The 21925-nt window shown below is 61.1% G+C and carries 20 protein-coding genes and 1 pseudogene; 11 read left to right on the forward strand and 10 right to left on the reverse strand.

Annotation, left to right across the window (positions count from 1 at the left end; translation table 11 throughout):
* Positions 1-29: 29 nt before the first annotated feature.
* The 5 genes from IB244_RS06630 to IB244_RS06650 are packed head-to-tail and all read left to right on the forward strand — an operon-like array spanning position 30 to position 4774.
* Entirely contained in the window at positions 30-914 is an 885-nt protein-coding gene (locus IB244_RS06630) for a carbohydrate ABC transporter permease (protein WP_018856030.1), read from the forward strand.
* Entirely contained in the window at positions 914-1759 is an 846-nt protein-coding gene (locus IB244_RS06635) for a carbohydrate ABC transporter permease (RefSeq protein ID WP_169680501.1), read from the forward strand. The genes IB244_RS06630 and IB244_RS06635 overlap by 1 nt, the downstream gene beginning before the upstream one ends.
* Positions 1756-2778, forward strand: coding sequence for an SIS domain-containing protein (locus IB244_RS06640; protein WP_169680502.1), 1023 nt, complete (start codon positions 1756-1758; stop codon positions 2776-2778). Before IB244_RS06635 ends, IB244_RS06640 begins: the two co-directional genes overlap by 4 nt.
* Positions 2778-3707, forward strand: a complete 930-nt coding sequence (locus IB244_RS06645; RefSeq protein WP_192303493.1) for a carbohydrate kinase family protein — start codon at positions 2778-2780, stop codon at positions 3705-3707. Before IB244_RS06640 ends, IB244_RS06645 begins: the two co-directional genes overlap by 1 nt.
* The gene (locus IB244_RS06650; protein ID WP_192303495.1) at positions 3704-4774 is read left to right on the forward strand and encodes an ABC transporter ATP-binding protein; all 1071 of its coding nucleotides are present in this window, start codon (positions 3704-3706) and stop codon (positions 4772-4774) included. Before IB244_RS06645 ends, IB244_RS06650 begins: the two co-directional genes overlap by 4 nt.
* 9 nt (positions 4775-4783) lie before the next feature.
* Here the strand turns inward: IB244_RS06650 and solA are convergent, their stop codons facing one another.
* From solA to IB244_RS06680, 6 genes and pseudogenes are all read right to left on the reverse strand, one after another.
* Positions 4784-5944: an N-methyl-L-tryptophan oxidase gene (gene solA / locus IB244_RS06655; protein ID WP_192303497.1), complete on the reverse strand. Its 1161-nt coding sequence runs from the start codon at positions 5942-5944 to the stop codon at positions 4784-4786.
* A 9-nt stretch (positions 5945-5953) separates the two neighbouring features.
* Entirely contained in the window at positions 5954-7447 is a 1494-nt protein-coding gene (gene hutH, locus IB244_RS06660) for a histidine ammonia-lyase (RefSeq protein ID WP_192303499.1), read from the reverse strand.
* Positions 7444-8220 carry an ABC transporter ATP-binding protein gene (locus IB244_RS06665; RefSeq protein ID WP_018856023.1) on the reverse strand — a complete coding sequence of 259 codons (777 nt, stop codon included), beginning with the start codon at positions 8218-8220 and terminating at the stop codon, positions 7444-7446. Before IB244_RS06665 ends, hutH begins: the two co-directional genes overlap by 4 nt.
* 28 nt (positions 8221-8248) lie before the next feature.
* Positions 8249-8953: an ABC transporter permease gene (locus tag IB244_RS06670; RefSeq protein ID WP_169680511.1), complete on the reverse strand. Its 705-nt coding sequence runs from the start codon at positions 8951-8953 to the stop codon at positions 8249-8251.
* Positions 8954-8962: 9 nt separating this feature from the next.
* A complete protein-coding gene (locus tag IB244_RS06675) occupies positions 8963-9688 on the reverse strand; it encodes an ABC transporter permease (RefSeq protein WP_192303501.1) in 726 nt (241 codons plus the stop codon).
* A 94-nt stretch (positions 9689-9782) separates the two neighbouring features.
* Positions 9783-10364, reverse strand: a pseudogene (locus IB244_RS06680) (transporter substrate-binding domain-containing protein); the annotation flags it as partial.
* A 189-nt stretch (positions 10365-10553) separates the two neighbouring features.
* On the opposite strand from IB244_RS06680, the gene hutC reads away from it, so the two are divergent.
* Entirely contained in the window at positions 10554-11300 is a 747-nt protein-coding gene (hutC, locus tag IB244_RS06685; RefSeq protein WP_029792280.1) for a histidine utilization repressor, read from the forward strand.
* Between the two features lie 115 nt (positions 11301-11415).
* On the opposite strand, the gene IB244_RS06690 is transcribed toward hutC, so the two are convergent.
* From IB244_RS06690 to IB244_RS06705, 4 genes are all read right to left on the reverse strand, one after another.
* A complete protein-coding gene (locus IB244_RS06690) occupies positions 11416-12615 on the reverse strand; it encodes a mandelate racemase/muconate lactonizing enzyme family protein (protein WP_192303503.1) in 1200 nt (399 codons plus the stop codon).
* Positions 12616-12632: 17 nt separating this feature from the next.
* The gene (locus tag IB244_RS06695) at positions 12633-13994 is read right to left on the reverse strand and encodes a mandelate racemase/muconate lactonizing enzyme family protein (protein ID WP_169680518.1); all 1362 of its coding nucleotides are present in this window, start codon (positions 13992-13994) and stop codon (positions 12633-12635) included.
* 64 nt (positions 13995-14058) lie between these two features.
* Positions 14059-15225 carry a mandelate racemase/muconate lactonizing enzyme family protein gene (locus IB244_RS06700; RefSeq protein ID WP_169680520.1) on the reverse strand — a complete coding sequence of 389 codons (1167 nt, stop codon included), beginning with the start codon at positions 15223-15225 and terminating at the stop codon, positions 14059-14061.
* Between the two features lie 54 nt (positions 15226-15279).
* Complete coding sequence (locus IB244_RS06705; RefSeq protein ID WP_062369108.1) at positions 15280-15990, reverse strand: GntR family transcriptional regulator; 711 nt, start codon at positions 15988-15990, stop codon at positions 15280-15282.
* 210 nt (positions 15991-16200) lie between these two features.
* On the opposite strand from IB244_RS06705, the gene IB244_RS06710 reads away from it, so the two are divergent.
* The 5 genes from IB244_RS06710 to IB244_RS06730 all read left to right on the forward strand — a co-directional run bounded on the left by IB244_RS06710 (position 16201) and on the right by IB244_RS06730 (position 21903).
* The gene (locus IB244_RS06710; RefSeq protein WP_169680522.1) at positions 16201-17679 is read left to right on the forward strand and encodes a sugar ABC transporter substrate-binding protein; all 1479 of its coding nucleotides are present in this window, start codon (positions 16201-16203) and stop codon (positions 17677-17679) included.
* A gap of 71 nt (positions 17680-17750) precedes the next feature.
* Entirely contained in the window at positions 17751-18710 is a 960-nt protein-coding gene (locus IB244_RS06715; protein ID WP_169680524.1) for a carbohydrate ABC transporter permease, read from the forward strand.
* Positions 18707-19597: a carbohydrate ABC transporter permease gene (locus tag IB244_RS06720; RefSeq protein ID WP_112641009.1), complete on the forward strand. Its 891-nt coding sequence runs from the start codon at positions 18707-18709 to the stop codon at positions 19595-19597. Before IB244_RS06715 ends, IB244_RS06720 begins: the two co-directional genes overlap by 4 nt.
* A gap of 11 nt (positions 19598-19608) precedes the next feature.
* On the forward strand, positions 19609-20706 hold the full coding sequence (locus IB244_RS06725; RefSeq protein WP_192303505.1) for an ABC transporter ATP-binding protein: 1098 nt from the start codon (positions 19609-19611) through the stop codon (positions 20704-20706).
* Between the two features lie 33 nt (positions 20707-20739).
* Complete coding sequence (locus IB244_RS06730) at positions 20740-21903, forward strand: mandelate racemase/muconate lactonizing enzyme family protein (protein ID WP_192303507.1); 1164 nt, start codon at positions 20740-20742, stop codon at positions 21901-21903.
* The last annotated feature ends 22 nt before the right edge of the window (positions 21904-21925 follow it).

Below are 21925 nucleotides of genomic sequence, written 5' to 3' on the forward strand. Positions count from 1 at the left end.
ACCAGTCCGATGAATTGAGAGGGCGCCTCATGTCCGGCACCTGGATGACAACCCGCGCGTGGCTATTGATGTTGCCGCTGCTTGTCGTGATGATCGCCGTCATCGGATGGCCATTGGTCGACACCGTCGGCCTGTCTTTCACAGACGCCAAGCTTGTCGGCACATCAGGCAATTTTGTCGGCATCGACAACTACGTGAAGATGATCTCCGGTTCGAATTTTCAGCGGACCCTGATCACGACCACCTGGTTCGCGGTCATTTCGGTTGCTGCCGAGATGGTGATCGGCGTGCTTGCAGCACTTCTCCTCAACCAGGATTTCCGGGGCCGCGCGGTGCTGCGCGCCCTGATGATCCTTCCCTGGGCACTGCCAACCGTCGTCAACGCCACGCTCTGGCGATTGATCTACAATCCGGAATACGGCGCGCTCAACGCCGCGCTGATGCAAGTCGGGCTGATCGACGCCTATCGCTCCTGGCTTGGCGAACCGGGCACTGCACTTGCCGCCCTGATCGTCGCCGATTGCTGGAAGAACTTCCCGCTGGTCGCGCTCATTGCGCTTGCTGCCTTACAAGCGGTGCCGCGTGACGTCACTGCCGCCTCACTGGTCGACGGCGCCGGTCCCTTCGCCCGCTTCCGCTTCGTGATCCTGCCCTATCTCGCGGGTCCGCTGATGGTGGCCCTGGTGCTGCGCACCATCGAGGCCTTCAAGGTGTTCGACATCATCTGGGTCATGACCCGCGGCGGCCCGGCCAACAGTACGAGGACGCTGTCGATCCTCGTCTATCAGGAAGCGTTTTCCTTCCAGCGGGCCGGCTCCGGCGCCTCATTGGCCTTGATCGTCACATTGTTGGTAACGGTGCTGGCTCTCGCCTATGCCACGCTGGTGCGCAAGACCGCAGGGAGTGCCGCCTGATGGAACGCAAGAGCCCATTCTTTACAGCTTTCATCTACGTCTGCGCGTTGCTGCTTGCGGCCGTGATCCTGGCACCGATCATCTGGCTGTTCATCATGAGCATCTCGCCGGCCGCCGATCTGGCCGCCAAGCCGCTCCGCTGGTGGCCGCAAACGGCCGACTTCTCCCGTTACGCCGCCTTGCTGTCGACGATCGAGAACAGCGCCGGCGCCGCCTTCACATCGTCGCTCAGAAACAGCATCGAGGTTGCCGGCATGGCGACGATCGCCGCTATCGCGCTGGCGATTCCGGCCGGTTGGGCCGTGTCGCGAACACCTTCCGTCGGTTGGTCGCTTTCAATGGTCATCGCCACCTACATGCTGCCACCGGTTGCGCTTGCCGTGCCGCTCTACATGGGCCTGGCCTATCTCGGCATGCTGAACAACGTCTTCGGCCTCGCCCTCGTCTATCTGACGATCCTCGCCCCTTTCACGACATGGCTCATGAAATCCGGCTTCGATTCCATTCCGAAGGAGATCGAAGCCGCGGCAATGATTGACGGTGCCGGCCTGTTCCAGACCTGGAAGATCATTACCCTGCCGCTGGCCATGCCTGTTGTCGCCACCTCGGCGCTGTTTGCTTTCCTGCTCGGCTGGGACGAGTTCTTCTATGCGCTGCTCTTCACCTCCGATCAGCGCGCCAAGACACTCACGGTTGCCATCGCCGATCTGGCCGGTGGCCGTGTCTCCGATTACGGACTGATCGCGACTGCCGGTGTGCTCGCCGCTCTGCCACCGGTGCTGGTTGGTCTCGTCATGCAACGCGCCCTGATATCGGGGCTGACAAGCGGCGGCGTCAAGGGATGACAATGACCATGGAAAACACACGACCAGCCGGCCTGATTGCAATTGATCGCGAAATGGCGCGTCAGCATGCGGATGCGCTCACATCCTATGACAATGCAAAGCAAACCGCTCAGGCCATTGCAGAATCGCTGAAGAAAAACGCCAGGCTGCTTCTTCTCGGCATGGGCGGATCTCATGCCGTTGGCCGGGCCGTCGAGCCGCTCTACCGTGCCTGCGGCATCGACGCGATCGCTCTACCGCTTTCCGAGCAACTTGGACAACCGCTCGCGCTCGACGGCCGAACAGTTATTATCACCTCGCAATCTGGCGAAAGTGCCGAGGTGGTGCGCTGGTTCTTTGAAACAGGAGGCAGTGGTGACACATTCGGGCTGACGCTGGAGCAAGGATCATTCCTGGCGCGTACGGCGCCTTCCCTCATCGGAGCGGGCGGCACGGAATTGGCGTTTGCTGCAACGCGCAGCCTGACAGTCTCCTTTGCCCTGCATCTTGCGGTGCTGGCAGCCCTTGGCGAGGATCCCGCGGCAGCCCTTGCCGCACTCACCGCCCCGGAAACACCAAGCATCGACATCGCTCTTGCAGCTCTCGATAACGTGGCGACGGTCGTTACCTCGGGCAGGCGCCTGCAGGGTCTTGCCGAAGCGCTGGCCCTTGGCCTGACAGAACTCTCCCGCCTTCCCTGCTTTTCGCTCGAAGGCGGGCAGTTGCGGCACGGACCGATGGAGATGCTCGGCCCGGCCGTCGGTGTCGTTCTTTTCCGGGGACAGGACAGCACCGCCGGTCTGGTCACGGCCATGGCCGTATCAGCCGTCGAAACCGGCGCTCCGGTCATCATCTTCGATGCATCGGGTGAAGCCCCGGTTGCGGGCGCGGTGACCATCGGCTTCAAGCCGGCTTCGGGACTGGCTGCGGTCTTCGCAATGCTGCCCGTGGCACAGCGCTTCATGGTCGCCTTCGCCGATGCGCGTGTCGAGAACGCCGGCACGCCTGTGCGCTCGACAAAGATCACCCGGAGCGAATGATGCGCCCGCTTGCCGTCGTCGGAAACGTGAATATCGACCTCATCCTCGGCCCTGCTGCTCCCTGGCCGAAGGCTGGCACCGAGATCATCGTCGACCACGACGAACTGCGCGTCGGCGGGGCCGCCGGCAACAGCGCCCTCGCGTGGGAAGGTCTCGGCGTCGAATTCGAGATCGCCGCCAATGTTGGCAACGACCAGTTCGGTCGCTGGTTGACCGAGGCTTTCGGCAAGCGGTCTGCGAAGTGGCCGGTGCGCCCTGAGCAGACGACACTGTCGGTTGGCATCACCCATCCCGATGGAGAGCGCACGTTCTTCACCACGCGCGGTCACCTGCCCCGCCTCAGCCTTTCCGATGTCTTTGCCGTCCTGGATGGCACGAAGCTGTCGGGGGGCTTCGTGTTGCTGTGCGGCTCCTTCCTGACGGAAGATCTGACCCGCGAGTACGATGCTTTCTTCGACTGGGCCGACAAGCACCAGATTGCGATTGCGCTTGACACCGGCTGGCCGCTCGACGGCTGGACGAACGAGAATTGCGAGGCCACGCGACACTGGCTTTCCCGCTGCGCGATTGCGCTGCTCAACGAAGTGGAGTCCACCACCCTCACCGGCCTCGACGACCCTGTCGAAGCGGGGACCGAAATCCGATCCCATATGCCTGAGGGTGCCATCGTCGTTGTCAAGCGCGGCCCGGACGGAGCGCTCGCAATTGGTGCGGACGGGCAGTGCATCGCCGCTGCGGCTCCCTCTGTCACGGTCGTCGATACGATCGGCGCCGGCGATGTCTTCAACGCCGGTTTTCTGGCGGCGCTGGCGCAGGAAAAACCTCTCGCTGACTGCCTGCGGGCCGGAACCGCGGTCGCATCACGGGCAATTTCGACCCTTCCCCGCAACTACGGCGGACCATTCACATCTGAGGAGCCCGCTCGATGAGTGCTCTTGAAATTGCCAACATCCGCAAGACATACGGCGATGTCGAAACCCTGAAGGGCATCGACATCGCACTCGAGAGCGGCGAGTTTCTCGTTCTGCTCGGCTCTTCCGGCTGCGGAAAATCGACCCTGCTCAACATCATCGCGGGGCTGGCGGAAGCAACAAGCGGCGACGTGCGTATCGGCGGACGCTCGGTCCTCGGCGTGCATCCGAAGGATCGTGACATCGCCATGGTCTTCCAGTCCTATGCGCTCTATCCAAACCTGACTGTCCACCGCAATATCGGCTTCGGCTTGGAAATGCGCAAAGTCCCGAGCGCCGAGCGCGACACGGCAGTACGCGATGCAGCGAAATTGCTGCAGATCGAAAGCCTGCTCGACCGCAGGCCAAGTCAACTGTCGGGTGGCCAGCGCCAGCGCGTTGCGATCGGCCGCGCCCTTGTGCGCAAGCCGGAAGTCTTCCTGTTCGACGAGCCGCTATCCAACCTGGACGCAAAATTGCGCATGGAGATGCGCACCGAACTCAAGCGTCTGCATCAGATGCTCAAGACCACGGTCGTCTACGTGACGCACGACCAGATCGAGGCCATGACGCTCGCCACCCGCATTGCGGTTATGCGCGACGGGCGGATCGAGCAGCTCGGCAGCCCGTCGGAGATTTACGATCGGCCGGCAACTCTTTATGTCGCCACGTTTGTCGGGGCGCCGCCAATGAACCTTTTGAACGCTACGGTTCGCGGCAGCGAACTTCAGATCGAGGGCAGCGACATCGTGCTACCTCTTCCGGGCGGACTTCAAGCCGAGTCCAGAGATGGCCAGAAGCTGATTGTCGGAATACGGCCGGAAGCACTTCGGCTTGGTTCGTCCGGCCTCACGCTACCGGCGAAATGCGAGGTTGCAGAATTGACTGGTCCCGAGCTTGTCGTCACCGCTTTTGTCGGCACGCAGCGGATCATGGCCTGCCTGCCATCGCGCACGACTTTGGAGAATGGTCAGATGCTGACGCTTACCTTCGATCCGCAAGCAATCCACCTGTTCAATGCGGAAACCGGATTGCGCTGCAGTTAGCCTGGAGCGTCACGCAGATTTGCGGGCCGAGACGAAGCGGTTCATCGCATCGAACGAGAAGGCTGCAACCGGCAAGCTGGTTCCACCTTGAAGCGCCAGGTCGGCGAGAATCTCGCCGACGACGCTCGTGAACTTGAAGCCATGGCCGGAGCAGGGCGACGCGACGACGACGTTCGGGTTGCCAGGGGCAACGTCGAGCAGAAAATCCTCACTCGGCAGCATCGTGTAGCGGCATGTCACGGCGCTGACCCGCGGTCCGGCAGCCGCCGGCACGCGCCGGGCGATAAAGCTATCGAGGAGTGCCGTATCTCTGTCGTTAACGGGCGGATTGGGCTGGTTGGGATCGATCGGCTCGCGGAAATGCGCGTGCCGCCCGACTTTGACGCTGTCCATGCCGATCGCCGGAAAACCGAAGTAAGAGCCCTCTGCCCCCTCGTCCCGAAGGAAGCACGGCATGCGCTGCGGTTCCGTCGCAAATCCGTCCTGCGACTGATACCAGGCGACGACCTGTCGGATCGGTACTGCGTGTTCCTTCAAATCGGGAATGAGTTCGGCGATCCACGAGCCGGTGGCAACCACCACCTTTTTGGCACGATAGTGTCCCTCAGCCGATCGGATCGTCACCCCGCCGTCGCCCGGCTCGATCGCTGTTACCCGTTCGCCGAAGTGAAGAACCGCACCATCCTGCGCTGCAAGTTTGAGATAGCCCATGACAGCCGCCTCGGGCCTGAGATAGCCCCCCTTTGGATCGAGGACAGCGACGTCCTCGTCGTCCAGTTGGAAGGCGGGAAACCGACGCGCCACGTCCATCTTGTCGAGGACCTCGTGCGGCAGGTCGTGCATCTTGCAGGACGCGCGTGTGCCCGTAACGATCTTGCTGTCTTCAGCCCCGATCTGGAGAACGCCGGTGATCGTCAGAATTTCCGTGCGAAGCCGCGCCTCCAAAGCGCGCCAGTTGCTATAGGCGCGCTGCAGCAGCGGCACATAGGACGGATCTTCGAAGTAGCCCATCCGGATCAGGCGGCTATCCCCATGCGAAGAGCTGAGCGCATGGGCAGGAAAATAGGCGTCGATGCCAATCGTCCTGGCGCCGCGCGCCGCAAGGAAGGAGATGGCCGCGCTTCCCATGGCGCCGAGGCCGATCACGGCAACGTCGAAATCAGCTGTCATTTGTGCTCCTCAGATCAATTCGGGCGGTGCTTCTTGCCGGATAAAGCTACGAAGCGCTTCGATGTCGGCAGCCAACGGGCGATCGTCGGCGTAATGCGGGACGACCTGACGTACCGCACGGTGGATTGCGTCCGTGGCCTTGGCGCGCTTTGCTGTAGACGCCAGGAAGTCATGCGCCTGGGCTGCCGCCATCAACTCGATGGCGACAATGTATTCAGCGTTGTCGATGACCGAAAGGAGCTTATTTGCCGCAGCCGTTGGATGCGCGAGAAAATCCTCCTGCAGGCCGGAGGTAACGCCGCCATCGGTGGAAGCGGGTGCGGCCAGCCTGCGGTTCTCGTTGCTGAGCGCGGCTGCGGTATATTGCGCGATCATGAAGCCGGAATTACTGCCGGCATCGCTCGCCAGAAAAGGCGGCAGGTTGCTGATCAGCGGATTGACGAGCCGATCCATACGGCGCTCGCTCATGGCCGATATCTGCGCAAGGGCGATCGCAAGGCTGTCGGACGCCTGCGCGAGGGCTGGCGCCACGGCATGAGCCTCCGACGAGACGACGGGATTTTCAGGTGTTCCCGAGACCGCCGGATTGTCGGTGACTGAGGCAAGTTCGCGATCGACAACGTCGGATGCATTGTCAAAGACGTCGCGAGCTGCTCCGTGGGCGTGCGGGACCGAGCGTAGGCTGAGCGCATCCTGCGTGCGTTTTGCGAGTGCGGCTGCGATCAGCCCGCTGCCCTCCAGGCGCCGCCTCAAGGAAGCGCCGACATGCGCGATGCCGCGCGACGGACGAAGCGCTAACACCGTCTCGTCGAAGGCCGCCATCTGACACCCGCAAGCTTCCAGCGTCAGGGCCGCCACAGCATCGGCCCAGTCGAGCAGATGGTTCGCGCGTGCTAGCGCGACGCTGGCTAAACCCGTTGCGCAGGCCGTTCCGTTGACGAGGCTTAACCCCTCCTTTGCACCGAGCACGAGTGGAGCAAGACCAATGGCATCGAGAGCCTCCCGGCCGTTCATGCGCTTGCCCGCCACCGATGCGCTTCCTTCCCCGATGAGGACGAGCGCCGTATGGGCATTGTGCGTGAGGTAACCGGCTGAGCCCCTCGACGGGACATCAGGCACGCAATCGTGCTCCAAAAATGCAGTGAGGTGGCGGATGATATCCGCCCGTACGCCGGAATGGCCATGCGCGAAATTGGCGACTTGCGCCGCGATGATTGCCCGGACCTCGCGGCCCGCCAGGAGTTCGCCGACGCCACAGGCGTGACTGAGGAGGATGTTGCGCGACAGCCGGCTTTGGGAGTTGCGATCGACGACCGTATCTGAAAGCGCGCCGACGCCTGTATTGATGCCATAGGCACGTATCCCTGTCTCGACAATGCGTTCAATGATCCGGCTGGCATTGTCGATGCGGCCCCAGGCTGCGGGTGATAGCGCCAGCGTCTCGCCGGCCGCAACGCGTGCGACGTCACGCCAGCCGATCAGTGTGTCGATGGTGACCGTCATTGCCCGCTTCCGAAATGACCGATGAACTGCCGGAAGGCCGGTGACGCGCCTCCCCCGAACATTTCGTCCGGTGCGCCGCTGCTTTCGACCAGGCCTTCCTTCATGAAGACAACGCGATTGGAAACATTGCGCGCAAAGCTCATCTCGTGCGTGACGACCAGCATCGTCATCCCCTCCTCGGCAAGCGCGCGCATGACACGCAACACCTCGCCGACGAGCTCCGGGTCAAGCGCCGACGTCGGCTCGTCGAAGAGCATGACTTTCGGTTTCATCGCGAGTGCCCGGGCGATCGCTGCGCGCTGCTGCTGGCCGCCCGACAGGTGCGCTGGATAGGCGTGGCGCTTGTCGGCAATGCCGACCTTTTCGAGAAGCGCCTCTGCCTCGGCGACGCATTCGGAACGCGGACGCTTGAGCACGTGGACCGGTCCCTCGATTACATTCTGCAGGATCGTCATGTGTGACCACAGGTTGAAGGACTGGAAGACCATGCCCAGTTCCGAGCGGATATGGTCGACCTGCTTCTGGCTCGCCGGCCGGCTCGTGCCGCCCTTGTGGATCATGCGGATCTGCTCGCCATCCACCCAGATCTCGCCGTCGGTTGCCGTTTCCAACAGGTTGATGCAGCGCAGGAAGGTGGACTTGCCGGAACCCGAGGCACCGAGCAGGGAAATGACGTCGCCATCCTCGGCATCGAGCGAGATGCCACGCAAGACCTCGTGCGTGCCGAAGCTTTTGCGGATGTTGCGGACGGAAAGTCGGGTAACGCCTGGCATGGAAGCTCCAATCGTGTCCGGAGGGCTCTCAGGCTTTCAGCGCCGGCGGGATCGCGCGGCGGTGTCGTGAGAGCGAATATTCAAGCAGGGACATCGCCTGCAGGATGATGAAGTTGAGAACGAGATAGATGATCGCCGCACAGAGGAACACTTCCATCGTGCGGTATGTTTGCGAGATCAGCCGCTGTGCCACGCCGGTCACTTCCCATACGGTGACCAGGCTTGCGAGTGCCGTCGATTTCATCATCAGGACGATCTCGGTGGAGTAGGCCGGAAGCGCGTGCCGGAATGCGATCGGCGCCAGGATGCGGCGCACGAGAAGAGCACCGGACATGCCGATCGAGCGAGCGGCCTCGATCTCGCGCGGCGAGACGGCGCGAATGCCACCACGGAAGATCTCGGCAGAATAGCCGGCGGTGCAGAGTGCCAGTGACAGTACCGCACAAACGAACGGTTCACGCAGGAACGGCCAAAGGAAGGAATAGCGGATGAAGCCGAACTGGCCGAGGCCATAAAAGACGAGGAACATCTGGATCAGCAGCGGCGAGCCGCGAAAGATGAAGATGTATCCCTTGGCAATCGACGACAGCACCGGATTGCCGGCGACACGCATCCAGACGATCAGCAGGGCCAGAAGACCACCGAAGAAGACCGAGAGGGAGAACAGAGCCAAGGTCATCGGGACGGCTTTGAGCAGGGTCGACATCGTTTGGGCGAGAAAAGCGAAATCCATCGTGTTACCTCACGCCTTTCCCATGGCCGCTGTCGGCATGCTGCGATTGGCGCGCCGCTCTGCGCCATTGAAAACCCGGTCGGAGAGGCTTGTCAGGATCAGGTAGAGGATGCCGCCGACGATGAAGAACAGGAAATACTGTCGTGTCGAACCGGCAGCGACCTGGCTGGTGCGCATCAGTTCCGCCAAACCGGTCACCGAGATCAGTGCGGAATCCTTGAGGCTGAGCTGCCAGACGTTGCCGAGACCAGGGATTGCGAAGCGCAGCACCTGCGGAATGATGATCCGGCGAAAGCGCAGACCGCGATGCATGCCGATCGCTGATGCCGCCTCCAATTCACCCTTGGAAATGGCAAGGTACGCCCCGCGGAATACTTCCGCCTGATAGGCGCCGGAGATGATCCCCACAGCCAGCGCACCGGCCAGAAACGACGGCAGCCCGAGGAAGCCCTCATAGCCCATCGCCTTGCCGATCGCGGTGACTGCGGAGGACCCTCCGAAATAGATCAGGTAGATGATCAGCAATTCCGGCACACCGCGAAAGACAGTCGTGTAGACGTTGCCGAGCGCAACAAGCCAGGCCTTGCCGGAAAGCTTGGCAGCAGAGATTATCGCCCCGAGCACCGCGCCGATCGCAAGCGCGCTTGCGGTCACGGCAAGTGTCATCAACGCGGCGAGCAGAAGCAGCGCGCCCCATCCGGTCGAGCCGAACCCAATCAGTTCCAGTGTTGCCATATCATGTTCCCCGCGCCCGCCGCTGTCCCGGCGGTGTCAGAATAGCATGCGGTCCCCGGCCTTGAAGCCGGAGACCGGGACCTCCGGCCTTTGCCAGATCGAGATCGCGGTCGGCGCCGGTCTTGTACTCGCGGATCTCCGCGATATCGCCGAAATTGTCGTAAACGAACTTCGCGTAAACGGTCGCGGCCTGAATTCCGATCGTCTTGCCCTTGAAGGCCTCCTTCAGCGCATCGACTTCCTTAACGCCGGTCTGGCCGGGCGTCATCTTGATCGTCGCACCGGTACCGGCTGCATTGGCAAGCGGGCTGTCCTTGGCGGTCGCGAAGGCGGCCGGCGTCGCAGCATAAGGGATGGTGAAGCCGATGACCTTCTTGCGGTCATCGGTGATCGACAGCGCATCCATGATGACGTCGAATTTGCCGGCATTGAGTGCCGGGATCATGCCATCCCAGTCGGATGCGACGAGCTTGCAGTCGATCTTGGCACGTTCGCACAAAACCTTGGCAAGTTCGGGCTCGAAGCCACCGAGCGTGCCGTCGGCATTGGTCATGTTCCAGGGCGCATAGGCCCCCTCAAGCGTAATGGTGGCCGTCTTCCAGTCCTTGGCGGCGACGGGCGCGACGAAGGCCGAGAGCGCAAAGGCGCTGGAAAGAAGAAGCGCGCTGAATTTCATTGGTTCTATCTCCTCTGAAGTGACGATTGACCTTGCGGTCCGACACCGGTCTTCGCCGGCTTGCTCGACGTCGATCTTGTTGATCGATCTTTCGAGAGGTTGTATATGGTACCATATGAGATATTTTGTGTTATGCAAGAGGAAAGTCGACATATCGAGCGGATTCCGCGATTGCAAAGGGAATAGGCAATGAAGCGTCCAAGCGAGATGATGAGGGATAACGATACCGCACCGCTCTACGCCGGCGTCAAGCAGATGATACTCGACCGCATCCATAGCGGTGAGTGGCCTCCGAAGCATCGCGTGCCTTCCGAAAACGAATTGGTGAACGAACTCGGCGTCAGCAAGATGACCGCCAACAGGGCATTGCGTGAACTCGCAAACGAAGGCGAGCTGGTTCGCATCCAGGGCGTCGGCTCCTTTGTCGCGGAGCGCAAGGGGTATTCGGCCCTGTTCGAGGTGCGCAATATTGCCGAAGAGATTGCTGAGCGCGGTAACGCGCATGAGGCCTCGGTGGTGATTCTGGCGCAGGAGACAGCATCTCCCGAGACGGCCGACGCGCTGGAGCTCGACATCGGCGCACCCGTCTTTCACTCCCTGATCGTGCACAGCGAAAACGGCGTGCCGGTGCAGATCGAAGACCGGTTCGTCAATCCGGCAGCAGCCCCCGACTATCTGGCGCAGGACTTTGCCTCCCTGACCCCAAACGCCTATCTGACGGCTGCCGCCCCGCTGAGCGGATCCGAGCACATCGTCGAGGCGGCCATGCCGCAGTCCTGGGAGTGCAAGCTCCTGACGATCCTGAAGAGCGAGCCTTGCCTGGCCATCCGCCGCCGCACCTGGTCCGGGCGGCACGTCGTCTCCACCGCCCGCCTCATCTATCCCGGCAACCGCTACCGGCTCGAGGCTCGCACCGGCAAGGTATTCGAGGAATAGTGGTCAGTTGTATATGGAACATGATGCGAGAAGCCGCCCCTAAGGACGCGGGAATGTAGAAGACGCGGACTGGTTTCGCCGCTCATATCGCTGCTGCGGGCAAGTGGACAAAGCTTCAGTCGAAAAAGCCCGCATCCTCTTCCCTCAGATATCTCCTGGCCGCTTCAGCGTCGATATCGAGGCCGAGCCCCGGCGCTTCCAGCAGGTCCACCATGCTGTCCTTCACGATCTGCGGCGGCAAGCCGATTACCAGATCCCCCCACCAGGGATCGGAGGCGGTGGGATATTCGAAGGCGATGTAATTTGCCGGCAAGGTAGCGCAGACATTGATCAACGCGCCGAGGCCGAGCAGACCGTTGGCAGTGCCGTGCGGCGCCATCAGGATCGAGTGCATGTAGGCGTGCTCGGCGACCCATTTGAGCTCGGCAATGCCTCCGACATCGGCCGGATCGGGGCCGATGACGCGTACCGCCTGCGTTTCGATCAGCTCCTTGAAATTGTGTCGCAGGTAGATCTGCTCACCAGTGTGGATTGGCGTCGAGGTGGAGGTTGTCAGCTCCCGATAGGCCTGCGGATTGACCCATGGCACGTAGTCGCCAGTCAGCATGTCCTCGAGCCACATCAAATTGTACTTCTCGACCGCGCGGGCGAACTTGATCGCATCGGGCAGCATCCAGCCGGGGCCGCAGTCGAGCGCCAGGCTGACCTTGTCGCCCAGCACTTCCTTCATTGCGATCACGCAGTCGATCATGTGATTGAAACCGCGCTCGCTGATCATGCCCTGATCCATGGCGCCGTGATAGCCGGCCCTCTTCTGCGTCACGCCGTAGTGGAAGCCCTCGATGGTGTCCTTCATGTTGGAGTGGAACGAGATCCCTTGCTTGATCATGAAGAAGTTCTGCGGCTGCTCCATCATCCACTTGACGTCAGCGGCGTAATCCTCCGGCCGGTCGCCCGTGCGTTTTTGGCGAACCGAGCCGTTGTAGACGCGCACCTTGTCCCGCACCTTGCCGCCGAGCAGTTTATAGGCGGGCACGCCCGCGGCCTTGCCAGCAATATCCCACAACGCATGTTCAATAGCGCTCACCGCCGCGCCGTACGGCTTGAAAGAGCCGCGTTGGCGGATCTTCAGCATGACTCTCTCGACGTCGGTCGGGTCCTCGCCGACCAGCGCCTCGCGGAAATGCAGCACCCACGGCTTGAGGTAGGACTTGGTGAATTCGACTTCGCCCAGGCCGTAGAGGCCCTCGTCCGTAACGATACGCACGATCGGGTGCTTGCCGATAACGGCGCAGCGGAGATCGGTGATCTTCATCTTCGTTCCTTTTTTCCTCAGCTCCAGGTGCGATCCCAGGAATACTCATTGTCCCAGTGATCCGTAGGCTGCCAAATGCCGGTGACACCCGGCTGCAGATGCCGCGAGATCACCTCGTCGACGACGTCGTCAATCCCGAGCCCCGGCTTGTCCGGAACAGTGATGAAGCCGTTCTTCACCAGCGGTTTGGGAAGGCCCGTGACGATATCGTCCCACCAGTCGACATCGGCGGAGTGGTATTCGAGCGCCATGAAGTTTTCGGTCGCGGTCGCGACATGTGCCGCAGCCATTGCGGCGATTGGACTTTCCGCCATATGGATGGCCATGGCGACACCATCGTCCTGCGCCATGTCGCCAATCTTCTTGGTCTCGAGGATGCCCCCGCTGGTGAGCAGGTCCGGGTGGATAACGGAGACGCCGCCGCTCTTGAGCAGAGGCTCGAAGCCCTCCTTGAGATAGATATCCTCGCCGGTGCAGATCGGCACCGTGGTGGCCTCCTGCAGTCGCTGGTACTGCTCGGTGTATTGCCAAGGGATCACATCCTCGAGCCAGGCTGGCACGTATTTTTCAATTCGCCTGGCGAGGCGAATGCCGTTCTGCAACGAGATATGGCCGATATGGTCGATCGCGAGCGGCACATCCATGCCGATGACCTCCCGAACCTCGGCGATGTATTGCTCAAGCAGGTCGAGGCCCTTGTCGGAAAAGTGAAGGCCGGTAAACGGGTGCTGGACGTTATGCAAATCGTACGCAGCGTTGCGGACGCGCCGCTCGTCATTGGTCTTCAGCGGCCCGCGAGTGGGACTTTGGCGGTAGCCTTCCAGTGAGCCGGCCGGAAACACGACCGCACCGGGCACATCCGCGATCTGCATCAGCCCAAGATCCATCTTGAGGAAGGTGAAGCCGAGCTCCATGCGCTGCTTGAGGCGCTTTCCGGTCTCGGTGCCGCTCGGCACGGTGGCGTCGGTATCGCAGTAGACACGCACTTTTTCCCGAAACCGGCCGCCGAGCATCTGGTAGATTGGGACGCCGTAGGCCTTGCCGGCCAGATCCCACAACGCGATTTCAACCGCCGATACACCACCGCCCTGCCGGCCGTGTCCGCCGAACTGCTTGATCCGGCGAAACAGTCGATCGATGTTGCAAGGGTTCTCGCCAAGCAACCGGCTCTTCAGCATCAGGGCGTAGGTGGCGCTGGCACCGTCACGCACCTCGCCAAGCCCGACGATGCCCTGGTTGGTGTAAATCTTGAGCAGCACCGAGGTGAACGGCGCGCCGACAATTTCGGCTACCCGCATGTCGGTGATGCGAAGGTCGGACGGCTTGGAATGCATGTTCACCCGATTGAGCGCCTCGTCGGCTCCATTTGCCTCTGGCATGACTTGTCCTCGTTTTGGTGGGTGGGGCTCGTCGCCGCGCTCGCTGGGGCGGCGTAAAGCGTTGCTAGGCCAGCTCTATCTCGTGGTCTTGAAGGTAGTCGCGGTTCATTTCAACGCCGAGACCGGGCCTCGGCGCAAGCTTGAGGCTGCCGTTCGAAACATCGAGTGGTCTGTCGATGAGGTGATCGTATTTGCCGAGGTTCCACTCCGACGTTTCGAGTTTGTAGAAGTTGGGAACGGTCATCATCACCTGCGCTCCAGCAACCACGTTGATCGGCCCTGCGGCGTCATGCGGCGAGACCGGGATGTAGTAGGCTTCGCACAGGGCAGAAATCTTCTTGAGTTCAGTAATGCCACCGGTCCAGGTGACATCAGGCATGATGTAGTCAGCGAGCCTGTTTTCCAGCACCGGCACGAAATCCCACTTGGTGTGGCCGCGCTCGCCCCACGAGATGGCGGCGCTGACCTTCTCACGGACCTGTCGGAGAGCATTGAGGCTCTCCGGCGGACAGGGCTCCTCGAACCAGTCGATCTGACCAGCTTCCTCGAGGCTTCGACAAAGGCGAATGGCCGTCGGAACGTCGAACCGGCCATGCGCATCGATGAGAATGTCGACATCAGAGCCTGCCGTTTCCCGGATCAGAGCCGTGAGTTCGGCGGCTTCGCGCTCATCCTTGCGGGACATGCTGCCATCGAGGTACCCGTCCCGCTGTTCGCGAGGCTGGCCATCGGCGACGCGCCCTTGGTAGGGGAAGGGATCGAACTTGAGGGCAGTGTGGCCGGATTCGACGATATCGCGAATTTCGCGGACGACAGCCTCCTTGCTGGTAAATTTGGCCTGGTTGGGGTGGGTGTAGAGCGCAATTTCATCGCGCACAGCTCCACCCAACAGCTCGTAAATCGGCTTGCCGAGTACCTTGCCTCGTATGTCCCAGAGAGCAATGTCAACGGCGCTCACGCATTCGACCGCGGCCCCGCGACTGCCCATGTAGGTGAAGCTGCGGAATATCTTGTGCCACAGATACTCGATACGCGCCGGGTCCTCGCCGGCTACGGCGGCACCGATCTGCCGCAGGATCGTGCAGAGGGCGCGATTGGCAAGCCTTGTCGTTGTGGTGATCTCTCCCCAACCGCTCACCCCCTCATCCGTCGTCACTTCGACGAACAGAAACTCTCCCCAATAAGAAGCATCGGACTTGATCAGCCACGGCCGCACGCTTGTGATTTTCATCTCAACTGCCTTTATCCGAAGTGGTTGGGATAACGATATTCCAGGCGATCTTTTCTATCCTGCCCGAGCGGCGTTGCGTGCACGCATGTGTTCGAGGATATGTCGGCCGGAGCCCTCGACATGGCGCGCAATAAGCTCGGCTGCCTCGTTCGCGTTGCCCGCCTTTACGTGCTCGATGAGCTCTCGATGCTCGCTAAGGATCGCCGCACGCCGGGCGAGTGTGAAGTTGAAACGCCGGCTCACGGCTCGAAGCACTTCGCGATGCTTCCACCAAAGCTCGGCGGCATGGCGGTTATAGTGCCTCTGGTACATTACGGTGTGAAAGGCGGTGTCGAGCTCACTGTGCCTGAGCGTGTCGGCGAAGTCGTTCTCTTCAATCAGCGCCTGGATGCGTTCGAGTTCAGCAATGTCTTCGACGGTCGCCATGCTGACGAACCATCGCGTCAGTGCCGGCTCGATCAAGACTCCGATCTCGTAGATGTCCCGAACAAAATCCTGGTCAATCGGCCGGACGCGCGCTCCGCGGTTGGGAACAAGGGTCACAAAGCCCTCCCCGCGCAGCAGCTGCAGAGCCTCGCGCACGGGGTTGGTCGAGGTGCCGTGACGTCGGGCGAGATCGGTGACCACCAGCCGTTCGTTGGCGGCGAGCCGCCCTTCGATGATGTCTTCCCTGATCAGTTGATAGAGCGAGGCACCCTCGCTGGAGGCCCCGATCGCGTCGATCCCTTCGGGTGGCTGTGCTTTGAAATCGCTCGTATCGGCCAAGACTGTCCCCAATTAATACACGCCTCGCTTAAATATCACGCGAGGCTCCTCCAAACAATGTACGATTTCGCCGGTTGACAGGCAATCGACGATCTGAAAACGTATGATTAGCTTTAAGGCATACACTGGATACAAACGTCCTGGGGCCGAGGAGCAAAAGACCGCTCGCCTTGAGGCAGGGCGGCATGGGAGCGAACCCGGAGGATACCTATGACGAGGATTTCACTCGGAGGTGCCGTCCTGCGCGGCACTGTCTCAACCGCTTTGATGATATCGTTGATGTCTGCGTCGGCGCTCGGTGCGTCGATCGATTTGAGCAAGTGGTCGCCGCAATATGTGCGCTCCATTGCCGGCACCCAGAATTTTGACACGGCGGGCGATTGCGCCAAGGTCACCCCGCTCGACTATAAGGGGCGACTGACTTTCTGGTATCAGGGCGTGTTCGAGGGCGACCCCGACCTCCTGCGCGAGTATTACAAGGACTTCTTCCAGACCTTCCGCAAAACCTATCCAAACATCCAGCTTGAGGAACAGGCTCTCACCTATAACGACCTGCTGGACAAGTTCCGGACCGCACTCCTTGGCAATGCAGCACCGATGGCGGTTCGCCTGCAGATCCTCGGCGGCACGGAGTTTGCCTCAAAGGGCTATTTGCAGCCGCTCAAACCCGAGGATGTAGGGTATTCGACCGAGGATTTCTGGCCGGGCGCAATGAAGGCTGTAACCTGGGATGGGGTGACCTACGGCATACCCACCAACAACGAAACGATGGCTTTCATCTGGAACGCCGACATCTTCAAGCGTGCAGGCCTTGATCCGGACAAGGCTCCGGCAACCTGGGACGACGTCGTCAAGTATTCCAAGCAGATCCACGACAAGCTCGGCATTGCCGGCTATGGCCTCGTGGCGCGCAAGAATGCCGGCAATACACCGTACCGCTTCATGCCTCAGCTGTGGGCCTATGGCGGCGGCGTCTTCGACGAAGCCACGGCCAACCCGACGTATAAGGTGGTCGAGCTGAACTCCCCGCAGAGCAAGGCGGCACTGCAAGCCTCCTACGATATGTATGTGCGCGACAAGTCGGTTCCGGTTTCGGCGCTTACCAACCAGCAGGCCGACAACCAGCCCCTCTTCCTCGCTGGCCAGCTCGGCATGATGATCTCGCACCCGTCCGACTACAACGTCATGCTCGACCTGCAGAAAAAGGCGACGGATACCGACAAGGTCAAGGCGCAGACGGTAATCGACAACATGCGCTATGGCCTCATTCCCACCGGCCCGGACGGCAAGCGTGCCGTCGTGTTTGGCGGCTCCAACATTCATATCCTGAAGCCCGAATATGTGGAGGGCGGCAAGGTAGACGAGCCGGCTGCAAAGGCTATCATCTGCATGTGGACGAGCCCGGAATGGTCGCTGAAGATGGCCTATGCCGGCTCGAACCCGGGAAACCTTAACGGCTTCAAGACCAAATGGATGAAGGAACGTCTTGACAGCATCAAGTTCCTCGATGTCACGACCTCGATGCTGCCATACGGCATCCCGTTCCCGGCGCTGCCGCAGTCCCCCGAGATCATGAACATCATCGTCCCGGACATGCTGCAGAATGCCCTGACCGGAGCCATGACCGTCGACCAAGCAGCGGACGACGCAGCCAAGAAGGTAAAAGACCTGACGGATGGCGGACTCTAGTCCGGGCCTGACGATCTGACCGGCTGCGCTGATTGCAGCCGGTTTGCTCCGAGGAACAAGGGTGCGGCACAGTGACGATCTTGACTGGCAAGGCCGAGGTTAGCCGAAGACTGCACCCCGACAGGTCCGGCGTGCTGCGAAAGATGTGGGAGCATCGCGCTGACTACGCATACGTGCTTCCTGCGATTGCTGTGATGCTTGTCGTCATAGCCTACCCCATCTACTACACGGTCGAGCTGTCTTTCTTCAATACACCGCCTGGCCTGCAGCTTCGGGACAAGATCTTCGTCGGCCTCGACAACTACATCGCCATCCTCACAAGTCCGGTGTTCTGGAAGGTCACCTCGAACACTCTCATCTGGACACTGGGATCGACCTTCATCTCATTTGTCCTGGGATTTGCCTGTGCCCTGGCGCTCCATCGCGACTTTATCGGCCGGGGCATCCTGCGTGCCATCCTGATCATTCCCTGGGTCATCAGCGCGGTTGCCGCGTCCTATATCTGGAAGTGGATCTACCATTCGGACTTCGGGATCATTGGCGCGGTGCTTGTCGGCCTCGGACTGGCCGACCGGCCGCCGAATTTCATCGACAGCGTCAGCACGGTGCTGCCCTCGCTGATCGTCGTCAATATCTGGCGAGAGTTTCCATTTGCGATGATCATGATGATGGCCGGCCTGCAGACGGTTCCCGACCAGTTGCTGCGCGCCGCAAAAGTCGACGGGGCCAATGCATGGCAGCGGTTCTGGCACGTCACCTTTCCGCACCTGAGAAACGTTTCGACGGTGACGATCCTTCTGCTGGCGGTGGCCAACTTCAATTCCTTCATCATTCCCTGGATCATGACCGGCGGCGGGCCGTCGAATGCATCGCATATCTGGATCACCCACATCTATGAACTCGCCTTCGGCCGCCAGCGCTGGGGGGTGGCGTCGGCCTATTCTGTGCTGCTGTTCGTGATCCTGATGTCGCTCGGCTACTTCTACGTCCGTGCGCTGAGCGGCAACGAACAGAAGGATGGAAATGAATGAGCACGATTGCCGAAACTGCTCATCGAAGCCAGGCGCGCCGCCGTAGGCGCATTGATGGATGGCGCTGGGGCGGACGCATCTTCCTTGTGTTCATGCTGCTTTACACCGCATTACCGATGATCTGGATGCTGATCACCTCGATCAAGTCAGGTTTCGCGGCCATGCAATTCCCGCCGCAATGGTGGCCGGACCAGCCCACGCTTGCCAGCTACCAGAAGCTGCTCGACCCGCAAAACAGCGTCGGCCAGGACTTCCTGCGCTTCTTCTGGAACAGCCTTTTCGTCTCCACCGCCACAACCATCCTTTCGGTGATCGTGGCAGTTCCTGCGGCCTACGCCTTTTCACGCTTCACCTTCCCGGGCCGGAACTTTCTGTTCTTCACCGTCTTGCTTCGGAACATGTTCCCGGCGGTGATCTTTCTCGTGCCGCTCTTCATCCTGATGCGCGCGATCGGACTCGTGAATACGCATGGGTCGCTCATCCTTACCTACCTCACATTCGGCCTGCCGCTGGCAATCTGGCTCCTCAAGGGCTTCTACGACAACATCCCGGTGCAACTCGAGCAGGCGGCGCGCATCGACGGGGCCACGCGGTTCCAGGCATTTGTCCTCATCGTGATGCCGCTCTCGGCGCCAGGCATCATCGCCACGGCGATCTACTCCTTCATTGGCGCGTGGAACGAGTACATCTACGCCTACACCTTCCTCTCCAAGAACGAGCAGTTGACACTGCCCGTCGGCATCCAGCGCTTCTTCTCGGAAAATACAACGGACTTTCCGGGCCTGATGGCGGCCAGCTTCATGATGAGCGTGCCCGTCGTGGTCCTGTTCCTCGTCCTGCAACGATACTTCGTACGCGCACTCACGGAAGGCGCAGTCAAGCACTAGGGGAGTTGCCGGTGGCCCACGTGGTCCTCAAGAATCTGGTCAAGACCTATGGCAGCTTCAAAGCTGTCAACAATGTTTCGCTGACGGTCAACGACGGCGAATTCGTTGCGCTCGTCGGCCCTTCAGGCTGCGGCAAGACAACCACACTCAATCTTGTGGCGGGGCTCATCCCCATCACCTCCGGCGACATCGTCATCGGCGACCAGGTGGTCAACGATCTCGACCCCAAGGACCGGGACATCGCAATGGTGTTCCAGAACTACGCGCTCTATCCGCAGAAATCGGTCTATAAAAATCTGGCGTTCCCGCTGCAGATGCGCAAGTTGCCAAGGAACGAGATCGACAAGAAGGTCAGGGAAGCAGCGCGAGTGCTCGACATGACCCAGCTGCTCGAGCGCAAGCCACGCGAACTTTCTGGCGGGCAACAGCAGCGCGTGGCGCTGGGCCGCGCCCTCGTTCGCGATCCGGCGGTATTCCTGATGGATGAGCCACTCTCCAACCTCGACGCAAAGCTGCGCGTGCAGATGCGCTCGGAGATCAAGCGCTTCCACCAGGACCTCAAGGCGACGGTCATCTACGTGACGCACGACCAACTCGAAGCGGTGACGATGGCCGACAGGATGGCGGTGATGAATGGCGGCTTCCTGCAGCAATACGATTCACCGGCAGAGGTCTTTGCCCATCCGGTGAACATGTTTGTCGCGAGCTTCGTCGGCAGCCCGGCAATGAGCCTTGTTCCGCTGGAGGCATCAACGGCAAGCGGCAATACTGTGCTGACAAGCCCGGAGGGCTGGTGCCTCGAGCTCTCGCCAATCAACGCCCAGAAGGTCGCAAGGGCAACAACCAGGAAAGTCGTGCTCGGCGCACGTCACTCGACGATCAGGCTGCACAAGAGTGCGACGCCTGGCAGCGTCCCTGCCAAGGCCTACACGGTGGAGCCGACCGGGGACGTCACCTTCGTACAGGCGTTTCTGTCCGGAGCCATCGTCAATGTCAGCGTGCCGCCGACCATTGCCGTGGCGCCCGACGAACAGATCTGGCTCGAGTTCGATCAGGAGCGGATGCATCTGTTCGACGGCGAAACGGAAATGGCCCTCAAGGCCGACTGAGACCAAGCGGATGCGTGTGAACCGAGGGCGTGGATGACCACGAAGCTTAAAATTGCGGCGATCAAGCCCTATCCGGTATGGGTCGGAACGCGCAACCAGATGCTGGTCAAGGTCGAGACCGACAACGGCATCTTCGGCTGGGGCGAGAGCGGCTTGAGCGGTCGCGAGAAGGCCGTCGCCGGCGCGATCGAGCACTATCGCGAGTTTCTCATCGGCCGCGACCCGATGCAGATTGGTCGGATATGGCAAGAAGTCTATCGCAGCCAATATTTCGAAGGCGGGCGCGTTCTGCAGGCCGCGATTTCCGCCATCGACATTGCCCTTCACGACATCAAGGGCAAGGCGCTGGGGGTGCCGGCCTACGAACTGCTGGGCGGCAAGCAGCGCGACCGGATTCCCACCTTCGCCTCGACCGGCGACGAGGCCGAGGGCGATGTTGCCATCGAACGGGCCCGCGAACTGCGCGCACAAGGGTGGCAGGCGATCCGCTTCTTCCCCGTCGGGCAAAACAGCAAGGACATCTTTGAGCCGCGGGAGTCGATCGCCGTTACCGCAACTATGCTGAACAAGGCGCGCGAGGCGCTGGACGACGAGGTCGTCCTCGGCATCGACTATCATCATCGGCTGTCGGTGGCAGAGGCGGCGAGCTTCTGTAACAAGCTCGGCCGTGGCGTGCTTGATTTCCTCGAGGAGCCGATACGCGACGAGACACCAGAAGCCTACGAGTCCCTGCGCAGGATGACCGACATCCCGTTCGCCATCGGCGAGGAATTTGCCAGCAAGTGGCAATTCCTGCCCTACATCGAGCGTGGCATCCATCAGTTCAACCGGCTCGATGTTTGCAATGTTGGCGGGCTCACCGAGGCGATGAAGGTCGCCGGCTGGAGCGAGGCGCACTACGTGGACCTGATGCCGCACAATCCCCTCGGCCCAGTCTGCACGGCCGCGACCATCCATCTCGCCGCCGCGGTACCGAATTTCGCCTGGCTCGAGACCAGGGCGCCCGAAGCAAAGCTGGGCTTCGACAATTCCGACTTCTTCCCCGTGCAACCAAGGCTCGACGGCCCCGACTATCCGGTCAGCGATCTGCCAGGGCTCGGCGTCGAGGTCAACGAAGAGGCGGTCAAGGCAGAGAGCTTTCGTTTCTGGGAAGCGCCTCACCTGAAGCGCCGCGACGGTTCTGTCACAAACTGGTAGTTTCATCCAACGGGAGCCTGGA

Origin of the sequence: Rhizobium sp. RHZ02 (assembly GCF_014851575.1) — a bacterium.
In the GTDB taxonomy this organism is placed as follows: domain Bacteria; phylum Pseudomonadota; class Alphaproteobacteria; order Rhizobiales; family Rhizobiaceae; genus Rhizobium; species Rhizobium altiplani.

Bases quoted from the DNA above. Each gene is read 5' to 3' on its own strand.
- hutC (WP_029792280.1), top strand. From the start codon at position 10,554: ATGAAGCGTCCAAGCGAGATGATGAGGGATAACGATACCGCACCGCTC.
- hutH (WP_192303499.1), bottom strand. From the start codon at position 7,447: ATGACGGTCACCATCGACACACTGATCGGCTGGCGTGACGTCGCACGC.
- IB244_RS06720 (WP_112641009.1), top strand. From the start codon at position 18,707: ATGAGCACGATTGCCGAAACTGCTCATCGAAGCCAGGCGCGCCGCCGT.
- solA (WP_192303497.1), bottom strand. From the start codon at position 5,944: ATGACAGCTGATTTCGACGTTGCCGTGATCGGCCTCGGCGCCATGGGA.
- IB244_RS06675 (WP_192303501.1), bottom strand. From the start codon at position 9,688: ATGGCAACACTGGAACTGATTGGGTTCGGCTCGACCGGATGGGGCGCG.
- IB244_RS06710 (WP_169680522.1), top strand. From the start codon at position 16,201: ATGACGAGGATTTCACTCGGAGGTGCCGTCCTGCGCGGCACTGTCTCA.
- IB244_RS06670 (WP_169680511.1), bottom strand. From the start codon at position 8,953: ATGGATTTCGCTTTTCTCGCCCAAACGATGTCGACCCTGCTCAAAGCC.
- IB244_RS06665 (WP_018856023.1), bottom strand. From the start codon at position 8,220: ATGCCAGGCGTTACCCGACTTTCCGTCCGCAACATCCGCAAAAGCTTC.
- IB244_RS06630 (WP_018856030.1), top strand. From the start codon at position 30: ATGTCCGGCACCTGGATGACAACCCGCGCGTGGCTATTGATGTTGCCG.
- IB244_RS06730 (WP_192303507.1), top strand. From the start codon at position 20,740: ATGACCACGAAGCTTAAAATTGCGGCGATCAAGCCCTATCCGGTATGG.
- IB244_RS06690 (WP_192303503.1), bottom strand. From the start codon at position 12,615: ATGAAGATCACCGATCTCCGCTGCGCCGTTATCGGCAAGCACCCGATC.
- IB244_RS06635 (WP_169680501.1), top strand. From the start codon at position 914: ATGGAACGCAAGAGCCCATTCTTTACAGCTTTCATCTACGTCTGCGCG.
- IB244_RS06645 (WP_192303493.1), top strand. From the start codon at position 2,778: ATGCGCCCGCTTGCCGTCGTCGGAAACGTGAATATCGACCTCATCCTC.
- IB244_RS06650 (WP_192303495.1), top strand. From the start codon at position 3,704: ATGAGTGCTCTTGAAATTGCCAACATCCGCAAGACATACGGCGATGTC.
- IB244_RS06640 (WP_169680502.1), top strand. From the start codon at position 1,756: ATGACAATGACCATGGAAAACACACGACCAGCCGGCCTGATTGCAATT.
- IB244_RS06695 (WP_169680518.1), bottom strand. From the start codon at position 13,994: ATGCCAGAGGCAAATGGAGCCGACGAGGCGCTCAATCGGGTGAACATG.
- IB244_RS06700 (WP_169680520.1), bottom strand. From the start codon at position 15,225: ATGAAAATCACAAGCGTGCGGCCGTGGCTGATCAAGTCCGATGCTTCT.